A 13,185-nucleotide genomic window follows, 5' to 3' on the forward strand; every position below is an offset into this window, starting at 1 on the left:
TCCTCTCAGCCCTCCCTCAGACCCCCTTCGGCGCCCCCGTCGACCCCCGCACCATCAGCTCCCCCCGGATCTGCGCGATCCCGTCCGGCGGCGCCTCCTCGCGGCCCATGGCGAGCCGCCCGGCCCGCGCCCCCGCGTCCGCCAGCGGCAGCCGTACCGTCGTCAGCGCCGGCACCGCGTCGATGCTGAACGGGAGGTCGTCGAAGCCGACGACCGACACGTCGTCCGGAATGCGCAGCCCCGAGTCGCGAAGAGCCGCGCACGCCCCCAGCGCGACCGTGTCGTTGGCGGCCACCACGGCCGTCAGCCCCGGCTCCCGCCGCAGCAGTTCGAGCGTCGCCTCGTACCCCGCCCGGCGGTCGTACCGCCCGTGGACGGTCCACGCGGGGTCGTCCGGGACGCCGTGCGCCGCGAGCGCGTCCCGGTGTCCCTCCAGCCGGTGCCGCGTCGTCGTCCGCTCCTCCGGCCCCGCGATGTACCCCATCCGCCGGTGCCCGAGCCCGATCAGATGCTCGGTGAGCAGCTGTCCGCCGCCCCGGTTGTCGAAGGTGAGCGCCACCGCGTCGGTGCCGGCCGGCGCGGGCGGCCGTCCGCACAGCACCACCCGCGTCCCCGCCGCGGCGAGCTTGCGCAGCTTCGTCGCGACGGCCGCCGCGTGCGCGGTGTCCTCCACGGCCCCGCCCGTCAGCACCACCGCCGCGGCGCGCTGGCGCTGCAGGAGCGTGAGGTAGGTGAGCTCGCGCTCGGGCGAGCCGCCGGTGTTGCACACGACGGCGAGGCGCTCGCCGCCCGCCCGGCCCCCCGGCCCGCCGATCTCGGACTGGACCGCTCCCGCCATGATCCCGAAGAACGGGTCGGCGATGTCGTTGACCAGGATGCCCACCAGGTCGGAGGTGGCGGCGGCGAGCGCGCTCGCGGGGCCGTTCAGTACGTAGTCCAGCTCGTCCACGGCCCGCAGCACCCGTTCGCGGGTGGAGGCCGCCACGGGGTAGTTCCCGTTCAGCACGCGCGACACCGTCGCGGGCGAGACCTGCGCGCGGACCGCCACGTCCGCCAGGGTCACCGTCATCTCGTCGTCCTCCGGTCGCGCATCTCGTCCTCGCCCTCAAAGCCGCACCGAGTCGTGCGGAGCCGTACCGAACCGCAACGCAACGCACCGCACCGGATCGTGCGCAGTCGCCGACCCGGTCGGGGCTGATCCGGCCGGGGTCGATCCGGCCGGGGCCGACCGCGGCCGGGGCCCGTCCAGACCCTACGACCGCGAACCCCACCTGTTCGCCCCCTCGAACAACTCGTCGCCCCCGCGGTCTTGTCCGATCCGCTGCACAGAGGCTAGCTTCTCCCTACATAGAAAGCGCTTGCTGCACCGTTCACCAGTCACCGGCGTACACCGGCGGGGCGCACGAGGCGCGGGACACGGGCGCGGGACACGTACGAAGGGAATGACGTGACACGCAAGACGGTGCGCATCGCCATGAACGGCGTGACGGGACGCATGGGCCACCGCCAGCACCTCGTCCGCTCGATCCTCGCCCTGCGCGAACAGGGCGGCCTCGACCTCGGCGACGGCACCGCGCTGTGGCCCGAACCGGTCCTCGTCGGCCGCCGCGAGCACGCCCTGGAGGCGCTCGCCGGCCGGCACGGCATCGAGCACTGGTCCACCGACCTCGACGCCGTCCTCGCCGACCCGTCCGTCGACATCTACTTCGACGCCCAGGTCACCTCCGCCCGCGAGGAGGCGCTCACGAAGGCGATCGCGGCCGGCAAGCACGTCTACACCGAGAAACCGACCGCCACCGGCCTGGACGGCGCCCTGCGGCTGGCCCGGCTGGCGGACGAGGCCGGCATCAGGCACGGCGTCGTCCAGGACAAGCTCTTCCTGCCCGGTCTGCTCAAGCTCAAGAGGCTGATCGACGGCGGCTTCTTCGGCCGCGTGCTGTCCGTCCGCGGCGAGTTCGGCTACTGGGTCTTCGAGGGCGACTGGCAGTCCGCCCAGCGCCCCTCGTGGAACTACCGGGCCGAGGACGGCGGAGGCATCGTCGTCGACATGTTCCCGCACTGGGAGTACGTGCTGCACGAGCTGTTCGGCCGGGTGAAGTCGGTGCAGGCGCTCACCGCCACCCACGTCCCGCAGCGCTGGGACGAGCGGAACAAGCCCTACGACGCCACCGCCGACGACGCCGCCTACGGCATCTTCGAACTGGAGGGCGGCGCGGTCGCCCAGATCAACTCCTCCTGGGCGGTCCGCGTGAACCGCGACGAACTCGTCGAGTTCCAGGTCGACGGCACCGAGGGCTCGGCGGTAGCCGGGCTGCGCACCTGCCGCGTCCAGCACCGGTCCGCGACCCCCAAGCCGGTCTGGGACCCGGACGTCCCCGCCACCGAGGTCTTCCGCGACCAGTGGCAGGAGGTGCCCGACAACACCGGGTTCGACAACGGTTTCAAGGCCCAGTGGGAGCTCTTCCTCAAGCACGTGTACGCCGACGCGCCCTACCACTGGGACCTCCTGGCCGGCGCCCGCGGCGTCCAGCTCGCCGAGCTGGGGCTGAGGTCCTCGGCCGAGGGCCGCCGCCTCGACGTCCCGGAGATCGCCCGGTGACCCTCCACCTGCCCGACGCGGGCGGAGGGCTGCGCACGTACACCCCGCGCACCGAACCACTCGCCGTCACCACCGCCGCCAACGTCACGGCCACTACAGACACCCCCCTCGCCCCCCTCGCCCCCCTCGTCTCCCGTACGGTCTACTCGGCGGCGCACGTGGTCGCCGACCCGTACGCCGACACCACCCCCGACTCCCCGGCAGCCGTCGACTGGGACGCCACCCTCGCCTTCCGCCGCCACCTGTGGTCCCACGGACTGGGGGTCGCCGAGGCGATGGACACGGCCCAGCGGGGAATGGGCCTCGACTGGACGGGCGCCGCCGAGCTGATCCGCCGTTCGTCGGCGGAGGCGAAGGCGGTCGGCGGCCTGATCGCCTGCGGCGTCGGCACCGACCAGCTGACGGCCACCGGGACCGCCCACCCGTACGACGTGAACGAGGTGCGGGCCGCGTACGAGGAGCAGCTCGCCCTCGTCGAGGAGGCCGGCTCGCGGGCGATCCTGATGGCCTCGCGGGCGCTGGCCGCCGTCGCCGAGGGACCCGAGGACTACCTGGAGGTCTACGGGCACCTGCTCCGCCAGTCCGCCGAACCGGTGGTCCTGCACTGGCTGGGCCCGATGTTCGACCCGGCCCTGGAGGGCTACTGGGGCAGCACCGACCTGGACACGGCGACCGGCACCTTTCTGGAGGTCGTCGCCGCGCACCCCGACAAGGTCGACGGCATCAAGGTCTCGCTGCTGGACGCGCGGCGCGAGATCGACCTGCGCCGCAGGCTCCCGCACGGCGTGCGCTGCTACACCGGCGACGACTTCAACTACCCCGAGCTGATCGCCGGCGACGACCGCGGCTTCAGCCACGCCCTGCTCGGGATCTTCGACCCGCTGGGCCCGCTCGCCGCCGAGGCCGTACGGACCCTGGACACCGGTGACGTACCGGGCTTCCGCGCGCTCCTCGACCCGACCGTCGAACTGTCGCGGCACCTCTTCCGGGCCCCCACCCGCTTCTACAAGACGGGGGTCGTGTTCCTGGCCTGGCTCGCGGGCCACCAGTCCCACTTCACGATGGTCGGCGGCCTCCAGTCGGCCCGCTCGCTGCCGCACCTGGCCCGCGCGTACGAACTCGCCGACGGCCTGGGCCTGTTCCCGGACCCGGCGCTCGCCGAGTCCCGCATGAAGAACCTGCTCTCCCTGTACGGAGTGAACCAGTGACCCCGAGCCCCGAACCTCTCGGAGATCTCTCCCGCTTCAGCATCAACCAGATGACCGTCAAGCAGCTCCCGATGCCCGAACTGGTCGACGCCTGCCTGGAGCTGGGCGTCCCGGGCGTAGGTCTGTGGCGGGGGCCGGTCCGGTCGCACGGCCTGGAGCGGACCGCCAAGCTGGTCCGGGAGGCGGGCCTCGCGGTCACCACCCTGTGCCGGGGCGGCTTCCTCACGGCCGCCGACCCGGCCGGGCGGACGGAGGCCCTCGACGACAACCGCCGGGCGGTCGACGAGGCGGCCACCCTCGGCACGGACACCCTCGTACTCGTCTCGGGCGGCCTCCCCGCGGGCTCCAGGGACCTCCACGGCGCCCGGGAGCGGATCGCGGACGCCCTGGGCGAGCTGGGGCCGTACGCCGGGGAACGGGGTGTGCGTCTCGCCGTCGAACCGCTCCACCCGATGTACGCCGCCGACCGCTGCGTGGTCTCCACGCTCACCCAGGCCCTGGACCTCGCGGAACGCTTCCCCGCGCACCAGGTCGGCGTGGCGGTGGACACGTACCACCTCTGGTGGGACGACCGGGCCCCCGCGGAGATCGCCCGTGCGGGGGCCGCGGGCCGCATCCACACCTTCCAGCTCGCCGACTGGACGACCCCGCTGCCCGAGGGCGTCCTGAACGGCCGCGGCCAGCTCGGCGACGGCTCGGTCGACCTGCGCGAGTGGAGGGGTTACGTCGAGGCCGCGGGCTACACCGGCCCCGTCGAGGTCGAACTGTTCAACGACGCCCTGTGGGCCCGTGACGGCCGCGAGGTGCTCGCGGAGACGGCGGCCCGGTTCCTGGAACACACGGCCTGACCCCGACGCCGTCCCCGCCCGGGTGAACCTCGAAAAAACTTGAGAAACAGCGCAACCCTTCCGCCACCTCCCGGGTCGTACTTGGCATCAGGACTTCTGGAGGGGGATCCGGGGGGATCGCGGGGGTTCTGATCTTGGGGGAGGGGCCGAGGGGGCCCGGTCGACGGACCGGGCCCCCTCGAAGTACTTTCCGGAGTTCGGAAGACGTCCTGGAGCCGGAAGACGTCCTAGAAGAACACCCCGCAGCGCAGCAGCACGTTCGCGTACGGGCGGGCCTCGCCGGTGCGCACGATCAGGCGGGCGCCGGCCGAGAGGGCCTTCAGCTCCTCGTGGGAGACGTGAGCCAGCGTGGTGGGGAAGTGCCCGGCCAGCAGGGCGGACGCCTCGGGGTTCGCCTCGCGCACCTCCTCCGCCGCCGTCGCGCCCTCCACGACCAGCTCGTCCAGCAGCCCCGCCAGTACCTCCTCGAAGGACGGCACCCCGGCCCGGAACGCCAGGTCGACGACGCGCGGACCCGCCGGAACGGGCATGCCCGCGTCGCAGACCAGCACGCCGTCGCCGTGGCCGAGTTCGGCCAGCGCGCCCGCCAGGTGACGGTTCAGGATTCCGGACTTCTTCATACGGCGGTGATCTCCTCGATCTCTTCGGCGGTGGGGAAGGACGCCTGCGCGCCCTGCCGGGTGACGGCGACGGCGCCGACCCGGGCCGCGTACGCCGCCGCGTCCGCGAGGGACTCGCCGGCGCCCAGCCGCCAGGCCAGCGCGGCGGTGAAGGAGTCACCGGCGCCGGTGGTGTCCACGGCGGCCACCCGCACCGCCGGGACGCGGACCGTGCCCGAGGTGTCGGCGGCCAGCGCGCCCTCCTCGCCCAGGGTGACGACCACCGAGCGCGGGCCGAGCGCGAGCAGCGCCCCGGCCCACTCCTCGGGCGTGCCGCCCGCGCCGTCCGGGTGCGCGCCGAGCACCACCCGCGCCTCGTGCTCGTTCACGATCAGCGGGTCGCAGGCCGCGAGCACCGCCGCGGGCAGTTCCCGCGGCGGGGACGGGTTCAGTACGAAGCGGGTGCCGGGCCGCAGCGCCCGTACGACCTCCTCGACGGTCTCCAGCGGGATCTCCAACTGGGCCGAGACCACCCGGGAGGCCGCGAGCAGGGCCGACGCCGGTGCCGCGCGCACGTCGTCCGGGGTCAGCCGGCCGTTCGCGCCCGGCGACACCACGATGCTGTTGTCGCCGGACGGGTCCACGGTGATGAGCGCGACGCCGGTGGGCGCGCCGCCGGTCAGGACGCCCGACGTGTCGACCCCGGCCGCTCGCTGCGAGTCCAGCAGCAGCCTGCCGTGCGCGTCGTCGCCGACCCGGGCCAGGAGCGCCGTACGGGCCCCGAGCCGGGCGGCGGCGACGGCCTGGTTGGCGCCCTTGCCGCCGGGGTGCAGGGCCAGGTCGGAGCCGAGCACGGTCTCCCCGGCGCCCGGCCGCCGTTCGACACCGACGACCAGGTCGGCGTTGGCCGACCCCACGACCAGCAGGTCGTACTCGAACATGGGTTGTCTCCCTACGGAACACGGAACACGGAACGGAGCTGGACGGGACGCGGGGTCAGCCGGTGAAGCCGGCCACGTTCTCCGCCGTGACCACCTTCACCGGAACCTTCACCGTCTGCTCGGTCTTCTCGCCGTCGGCCGCGCGCAGCGCGTTGCGCACCGCGATCCTCCCGAGTTCCTTCGGCTGCTGTGCCACGGAGGCGTACAGCGTGCCGCCCTCGACGGCCTTGAGCCCGTCCGGCGTGCCGTCGAAGCCGATGACCTGGACCGACTTGCCGGCCTTGGAGCCCAGCGCCTTGACCGCGCCGAGCGCCATCTCGTCGTTCTCGGCGAAGACGCCCTGGACGTCCGGGTGGGCCTGGAGCAGGTTCGTCATCACGTCCAGCCCCTTCGTGCGGTCGAAGTCGGCGGGCTGCCTGGCGAGGACCTCGATGCCCGGGTACGCCTTCAGGCCCTCGGCGAAGCCCGCGCCGCGCTCACGGCTGGCGGAGGTGCCGGCCTGCCCCTGAAGGATGACGATCTTCCCCTTGCCGCCCAGCTTCTCGGCCAGCGCCTCGGCGCCGAGCCTGCCGCCCTCGACGTTGTCGGAGGCCACGAGCGCGGCCGTCTCCGCCTTGTTGACGCCCCGGTCGACCCCGACGACGGGGATGCCGGCCTTGTTCGCGGAGCGCACCGAGGGGCCCGCCGCGTCGGAGTCCACCGGGTTGACGACGATCGAGTCGACGCCCTCGCTGGTGAAGTTCTGGAGCTGGTTGGCCTGCTGCGAGGCGTCGTTCTGCGCGTCCGTGACGGTCAGGTCGGCCCCGAGCCGCTCGGCCTCGGCCTGCGCGCCCGCCTTGATCTGCACGAAGAACGGGTTGTTCAGGGTGGAGAGGGACAGGCCGACCTTCGGGTTCGCGGACGACGACGAGCCGTTGTTGAAGAGGGACAGCCCGCCCACGACCGCCGCCACGAGGACCACGGCGAGCCCGTACTTGACGGCCTGCGGGCCCTTGCCCTTCAGGCCCGCCGCGCCTCCCGCACCCGAGGTGACCGGCGTCGCCCCCGCCTTGCGCCGCACGGTGTCGAGCAGCACCGCCAGCGCGATGACCACGCCGATGACGACCTGCTGCCAGAACGACGACACGGACAGGAGGTTGAGGCCGTTGCGCAGCACCGCGAGGATGAGCGCGCCTATGAGGGTGCCGGACGCCTTGCCCGTACCGCCCGCGAGGGAGGCGCCGCCGATGACGACCGCGGCGATGGCGTCCAGCTCGTAACCCTGCGCGGCCTGGGGCTGCGCGGAGGAGAGCCGGGAGGCGAGCACGATGCCCGCGGCGGCGGCGAAGAGCCCCGACAGCGCATAGATGGCGAGTTTCTGCCGCTTCACCCGCAGTCCGGAGAGGCGGGCCGCCTCCTCGTTGCCGCCGATCGCGTACATGGAGCGTCCGAGGTACGTACGTCCCAGGACCAGGGCGGTGACGAGCCCCATGGCGATCATCACCAGGACCGGCACGGGCAGCCAGCCGCCCAGCGTGTCACCGAGGTGCGAGACCGAGTCGGGGAAGGGGATGGGGCTGCCCTGCGAGATCACCAGGGACAGACCGCGGCCCACCGACAGCATGGCCAGCGTCGCGATGAACGGCGGCAGCTTCCCGTACGCGATCAGGGCGCCGTTGACCAGGCCGCACGCGATGCCGGTGACGACCGCGAGGAGCACCGCGATCCAGACCGGTACGCCCTCGGAGGTCGCCGTCCAGGCCAGGACGGTGGCCGACAGGGCGGCCACGGAACCGACCGACAGGTCGATGCCCGCCGAGACGATCACGAAGGTCACGCCGAAGGCGAGGATGGCGGTCACGGCCGCCTGGACGCCGACGTTGAGCAGGTTGTCCGTCGTCAGGAAGTCGCCGGACAGGGCCGACATCGCGACGACGAGGACGATGAGCGCGGTGAGCGCGCCGTTGTCGAGCAGGAGCCGGCGCAGGCCGCCCGGGGCGCCACCGCCCGGAGCGCCACTCGCGCCCGTCGTGCTCTTGAGCGTGTCAGTGGCCACGGGAGCCCTCCCCGGAGGTAGCAGAGTTGTTGGTGGTGTCGGTGTCGGTGTCACTGGTGGTCGCCGCGGTGGGTGTACCGGTGGGTGTGCCGGTGGGCGTGCTGACGGCGAGGGCCATCACGGCGTCCTGGGTCGCCTCGTCGGCGGACAGCTCACCGGCGATCCGGCCCTGGGCCATGACCAGCACCCGGTCGCTCATGCCGAGCACCTCGGGCAGGTCACTGGAGATCATCAGGACGGCGTGGCCGGCGGCCGTGAGCGCGTTGACGAGCTGGTAGATCTCGACCTTGGCGCCCACGTCGATGCCGCGGGTCGGCTCGTCCAGGATCAGCACCCTGATGTCGGCGAGCAGCCACTTGCCGATGACGACCTTCTGCTGGTTGCCGCCGGAGAGCGTGCGCACGTGCTGGCCGAGCCCGGCCATCCGTACGCCGAGCCGCTCGGCCATCCCGGCCGCGGCCGTCCGCTGCCCCTTGAGGTCGACGAGCCCGCCGCGGGTCGCGGCCCGCAGGGTGACGAGTCCGAGGTTCTCCTCGACGGAGGCGTCGAGCACCAGCCCCTGGCCCTTGCGGTCCTCGGGGACGAGCCCGATCCCGGCGGCCATCGCCGCGTTGACGTCGTGGCGCGGCAGCCGCCGGCCGGCGACCGCCACGGACCCCCTGTCGTACGGGTCGGCGCCGAAGACGGCGCGGGCGACCTCCGTACGACCCGCTCCCACCAGACCCGCGATGCCGACGACCTCGCCGGCCCGCACCTCGAAGCCGACGTCGTGGAACACCCCGTCCCGGGTGAGCCCGTCGACGCTGAGCAGAGGGGCCCCGGTCCCGGTGCGCTCGCGCGGGTACTGCAGCTCTATGGAGCGGCCCACCATCATGCGGACGAGGTCGTCCTCGGGCGTGGTGGCGGGCACCTGGCCGACGCTGCGGCCGTCCCGGATGACCGTGACCCGGTCGCCGAGTGCGGCGATCTCCTCCAGGTGGTGCGTGATGAAGACGATGCCGACACCGTCCTCGCGCAGCCTGCGCACGATCCGGAAGAGCTTGTCGACCTCGCCGGAGGTGAGCACCGCGGTCGGCTCGTCCATGATCAGGACGCGTGCGTCCAGGCTGAGCGCCTTCGCGATCTCGACCATCTGGAGCCGGGCGATACCCAGTTCGCGCACCCGGGCGCGGGGCGACACGTCGACGCCCACCCGCTCCAGCAGCCCGGCCGCGTCGGCCTCCATCCGCTTCCGGTCGATCATCCCGAAACGGCGCGGCTGGCGGCCCAGGAAGATGTTCTCGGCGACCGTCAGGTCGGGGACCAGGTTGAACTCCTGGTAGATGGTCGCGATCCCGAGGCGCGCGGCGTCCTGCGCGCCCTGGATGCGGACCTCCTCGCCGTCGACGACGACCTTCCCGGAGTCGGGGCGGTAGGCGCCGGACAGCATCTTGATGAGGGTGCTCTTGCCGGCACCGTTCTCACCGAGCAGGACGTGCACCTCGCCGCGGCGCAGGTCGAAGTCGACGCTGTCGAGCGCGACCACACCGGGGAAGGTCTTGCGTATCCCTTCGATACGCAGCAACTCGTCCGGGCTGCTGCTCACGGGTTGCTCCTTTGAGTGACGTTCGCCTGCCGGGTGTCCGGGGCAGGGGGTTCGCCGCAGGACCGGCGGACGACGAGGGTGGCGGGGAGGGTCACCGACCGCGGGGGCCGCCCCTCGATGCGGTCGACGACGGCGCGTACGGCGGCCCGCCCCAGTTCGGGGGTGGGCTGGGCGATCGCGGTGACGGGCGGATCGGTGTGCACGAACCACGGGATGTCGTCGAACGCGGCGAGCGCGATGTCGTCGGGGACCCGCAGGCCCCGTGCGCGTACGGCGTCCAGGGCGCCCAGGGCCATCAGGTTGTCGGCCGCGAAGACGGCCTCGGGCGGCTCGGCCAGGTCGAGGAACTCCTCGGTGACCCGCCGGCCGCTGGCGGCCTGGAAGTCGCCCTGCCCGATGTAGGCGTCGGGCAGCGGCAGCCCGTACTCCCGCAGGGCGTCCCGGAACGCCTCGACCCGCTCGCTGCCGGTGGTGGTGGCCGCGGGGCCCGCGATGATGGCGAGCCTGCGGTGGCCCAGGCCGTGCAGGTGGGCGACGAGGTCGCGCACGGCGGCGCGTCCGTCGGCCCGGACGACGGGCACGTCCACGCCCGGTATCCACCGGTCCACGAAGACCATCGGGGTCCCGGCGCGGACGGTGTCCAGCATCAGCGGCGAGCCGCCGTCGGTGGGGGACACCAGGAGCCCGTCGATCCGGCGGTCCAGGAGCGTACGGACGTGGTGGTCCTGGAGGTCGGGCCGCTCGTCGGCGTTGCCGATGACGACGCTGTAGCCGAGGGCGCGGGCCTCCTCCTCGACGGAGCGGGCCAGTTCGGTGAAGTACGGGTTCAGCACGTCGCTGATGACCAGGCCGAGGGTGCGGGTCTGGTCGGTGCGCAGGGAGCGGGCGACGGCGTTCGGGCGGTAGCCCAGCGCGTCGACGGCGGCCAGCACACGGGCGCGGGCGTCCGCGCTGACCGACGGGTGGTCGTTCAGGACGCGCGACACGGTGGCGACGGACACGCCTGCCCCGGCGGCGACGTCCTTGATGCTCGCCATGGCCGCTCCACCTCCTCGTGGAATCGATTACATGCACCTGCCGGAGTGATTGGAATCGATTACATGGAAGTAAACAACCCCCTGAGACCGGATCGTGATGAACACGGGGGTGGGTGCGGGTGTCCCCACCCCCGGGCGGTGGCCCGCCGGATGGGCGGCGACCCCCGGGGGCGGCGATCGTGTGTTCCACGGAACACCTGAGCCGAAGGAGAAGAAGAATGACTCGTCCCATGGAACGGCCCCTCGCCCGCCGCACGTTACTGGCCGGCGCGGCGGCGACCGGCGCGGGAGCGGTGTGGGCGGGCGCGGGGCAGGCGGCCGCTGCTGCGGGAGGGCCGGTCGCCGGCGAGGGGAGTGGGCGGGCCGTCACCGATGCGGGAGGGCCGCTCGTCGGGCGGGCGGCGGTGGCCGCCGAGGCGGCGCGTGTCGGCCCGGCGCTGATCGGGCTGCGGCGGGACCTGCACCGCCACCCCGAGGCCCCGGGGCAGGAGCGGCGCACGGCGGCCGTGGTGGCGCGGGAGCTGCGGGCGGCGGGACTGACCGTCACCACCGGGCTGGGCGGACACGGAGTCGTCGGGGTCCTGCGGGGCTCGCGGCCCGGCCGGACCGTCGCCTACCGGGCGGACACGGACGCGGTTCCGCCCGCGTCCGTCGTCGGGACGGGCTCCGCGCCGGCCCACGTCTGCGGCCATGACGTCCACACCGCGGTGGGTGTCGGCGTGGCCCGGGTCCTGGCGCGGCTGCGGCACCGCCTGAGCGGAACGGCGGTCTTCGTCTTCCAGCCCGCCGAGGAGACCCTGTCCGGCGCCCGCGCGCTCCTCGGCACGGGTGTGCTGGAGCGGCTGGGCGTCGAGGAGATCCACGCGCTGCACTGCGGGCCGTTCCCGGTCGGCCGGTTCGCCGTGCTGCCGGGCTACGGGATGCCCGGCCAGGACAGGGTGGAGCTGACCATCTCCGGGCCGGACGCGGCCGACGCCGCGCGGCGCCTGGCCGCCGACGTCGCAGCGCTCGCCACGGTGGCCCTGCCGCGGACCCCGGCTGACCTGGAGCGCCTGGTCGAGGACGCGCAGATCCCCGACGGCCCCCTGGCCCGGTTCGTGGCCCTCCAGGCCGTGGCGCGGGAGGCCGGGGTGAGCGTTTCCTACCGCTGCTGGCCGCAGGAGCGGTACGTCGAGGTGCGTGAGGGAATCCGGCGGGCGGCGGCGCCGTACGCGGGGGCCTCGGTACGTTTTCCCGCCGAGCCGTTCCCGGCCCTGGTCTGCCCGGAGCACGACACCCGCCTGCTCGCCCGCCACCTGCGCCGCACCCTGGGCCGGAGCGCGGTCGTCGAACTCCACGCCGCCTTCCCGCCCTTCAGCGGCGAGGACTTCGCCCTCTACCTCAACCGGATGCCCGGCACCTACACGTTCCTCGGCGTCCGCACCCCCGGCGCCTGCGTCACGACGAGCTACCCGCACTACCCCGACTTCTCCCCGGACGAGCGGGCCATCGGCCTCGGAGTACGGGCGATGGCGGGCTGGATCGCGGAGCGCACGCACGGCGGGCAGCACCTGCCGCGCTGATCCGTTTCCTGAGTGGACGTACGGCTTCTACGCCGTGACCAACTCGCACCACACGTGCTTCCCCCGGTCGCCGAACCTGACCGACGGCGTCCAGCCCCAGTGCTGCGCGCAGGCCATGACGATCCTGAGCCCCGCCCGTCCTCCGTCTCGTCAATCCGCTCCAACGGCTGCGGTGGGTGGGGCGGTTCGGGATCGGCGTCCCACGCCCCGATCCACACCCCCGCCTCGTTCCTGGACCTCGCCGAGCTGGAGTATCACGCCGAGTTCTTACGGGAAGTGGCGATCCTGTGCGTCCCGGGCATGCTCCAGACGGAGGACTACTCGCGTGCCGTCTTCTCGTCCAGGCTGCCGGAGCTGACCCCTGGGGAACGCGAATCGCGTATCCAGCACCGAAGGGCACGCCAGGAGTCCACCACCCCGTACGAAGCGGTGATCCATGAGGCAGCCCTTCGCTTCAGGGTCAGTGACCGTGCCGCGTCAAGGGCTCAACTCGACCGACTTCTGGACCTTTCGGAAGCGGACCACATCACCGTCCGGGTCATCCCCTTCGACCTGGACGACTTCGCCAGGGCGTCGAGCACGATGACGTACGCGGGCGGCTCCGTGCCCAGACTGGATACCGTCCTCCGCGACGCGCCCCATGGTTCGGTCTTCCTCGATTCCGAAGCTCAGCTCAGCACCTACCGAACACGCTTCCGTAAGCTGGAAGGTGTGTCACTGGACCCGGAACGGTCGCGTGACTTCGTCAACCGGCTGGCGAAAGAGCTGTGA

Annotated in this window: 10 protein-coding genes and 2 pseudogenes; 5 read left to right on the forward strand and 7 right to left on the reverse strand. The window is 73.0% G+C overall.

Going from position 1 to position 13,185, the window contains the following annotated elements:
• Positions 1-16 precede the first annotated feature (16 nt).
• Entirely contained in the window at positions 17-1,069 is a 1,053-nt protein-coding gene (locus tag KM933_RS16295; RefSeq protein WP_221352756.1) for a LacI family DNA-binding transcriptional regulator, read from the reverse strand.
• A gap of 378 nt (positions 1,070-1,447) precedes the next feature.
• Between KM933_RS16295 and KM933_RS16300 the strand changes: the two genes are divergently transcribed.
• Genes KM933_RS16300 through KM933_RS16310 form a run of 3 tightly spaced genes read left to right on the forward strand, consistent with a single transcriptional unit; the run spans position 1,448 to position 4,655 of the window.
• Positions 1,448-2,599 (forward strand): Gfo/Idh/MocA family protein, encoded by a 1,152-nt coding sequence (locus KM933_RS16300; RefSeq protein ID WP_221352758.1) that lies wholly within the window; start codon positions 1,448-1,450, stop codon positions 2,597-2,599.
• Complete coding sequence (locus tag KM933_RS16305) at positions 2,596-3,807, forward strand: dihydrodipicolinate synthase family protein (protein WP_221352760.1); 1,212 nt, start codon at positions 2,596-2,598, stop codon at positions 3,805-3,807. Before KM933_RS16300 ends, KM933_RS16305 begins: the two co-directional genes overlap by 4 nt.
• Positions 3,808-3,857: 50 nt before the next feature.
• Positions 3,858-4,655, forward strand: coding sequence for a sugar phosphate isomerase/epimerase family protein (locus KM933_RS16310; RefSeq protein WP_221352762.1), 798 nt, complete (start codon positions 3,858-3,860; stop codon positions 4,653-4,655).
• A 227-nt stretch (positions 4,656-4,882) separates the two neighbouring features.
• Here the strand turns inward: KM933_RS16310 and rbsD are convergent, their stop codons facing one another.
• From rbsD to KM933_RS16335, 5 genes are read right to left on the reverse strand one after another with little or no spacing between them, the layout of a single operon-like run.
• Positions 4,883-5,275, reverse strand: coding sequence for a D-ribose pyranase (gene rbsD / locus KM933_RS16315; protein ID WP_221352764.1), 393 nt, complete (start codon positions 5,273-5,275; stop codon positions 4,883-4,885).
• On the reverse strand, positions 5,272-6,195 hold the full coding sequence (locus tag KM933_RS16320; RefSeq protein ID WP_221352766.1) for a ribokinase: 924 nt from the start codon (positions 6,193-6,195) through the stop codon (positions 5,272-5,274). Before KM933_RS16320 ends, rbsD begins: the two co-directional genes overlap by 4 nt.
• Positions 6,196-6,250: 55 nt before the next feature.
• Entirely contained in the window at positions 6,251-8,230 is a 1,980-nt protein-coding gene (locus tag KM933_RS16325) for an ABC transporter permease/substrate-binding protein (RefSeq protein WP_221352768.1), read from the reverse strand.
• A complete protein-coding gene (locus KM933_RS16330; RefSeq protein ID WP_308013421.1) occupies positions 8,220-9,815 on the reverse strand; it encodes a sugar ABC transporter ATP-binding protein in 1,596 nt (531 codons plus the stop codon). The genes KM933_RS16325 and KM933_RS16330 overlap by 11 nt, the downstream gene beginning before the upstream one ends.
• A complete protein-coding gene (locus tag KM933_RS16335; RefSeq protein ID WP_221352770.1) occupies positions 9,812-10,852 on the reverse strand; it encodes a LacI family DNA-binding transcriptional regulator in 1,041 nt (346 codons plus the stop codon). Before KM933_RS16335 ends, KM933_RS16330 begins: the two co-directional genes overlap by 4 nt.
• Before the next feature lie 218 nt (positions 10,853-11,070).
• Here KM933_RS16335 and KM933_RS16340 point away from each other — a divergent pair, with 218 nt between their 5' ends.
• Complete coding sequence (locus tag KM933_RS16340) at positions 11,071-12,414, forward strand: M20 metallopeptidase family protein (protein ID WP_260333640.1); 1,344 nt, start codon at positions 11,071-11,073, stop codon at positions 12,412-12,414.
• 27 nt (positions 12,415-12,441) lie between these two features.
• Here KM933_RS16340 and KM933_RS39350 read toward each other — a convergent pair.
• Positions 12,442-12,641: pseudogene (locus tag KM933_RS39350) on the reverse strand (ATP-binding protein); the annotation flags it as partial.
• On the opposite strand from KM933_RS39350, the pseudogene KM933_RS16345 reads away from it, so the two are divergent.
• Positions 12,634-13,185 (forward strand): annotated as a pseudogene (locus KM933_RS16345) (DUF5753 domain-containing protein); the annotation flags it as partial. The pseudogenes KM933_RS39350 and KM933_RS16345 sit on opposite strands and share 8 nt — an antisense overlap.

The organism is Streptomyces beigongshangae, from assembly GCF_019710745.1.
Lineage (GTDB): Bacteria > Actinomycetota > Actinomycetes > Streptomycetales > Streptomycetaceae > Streptomyces > Streptomyces beigongshangae.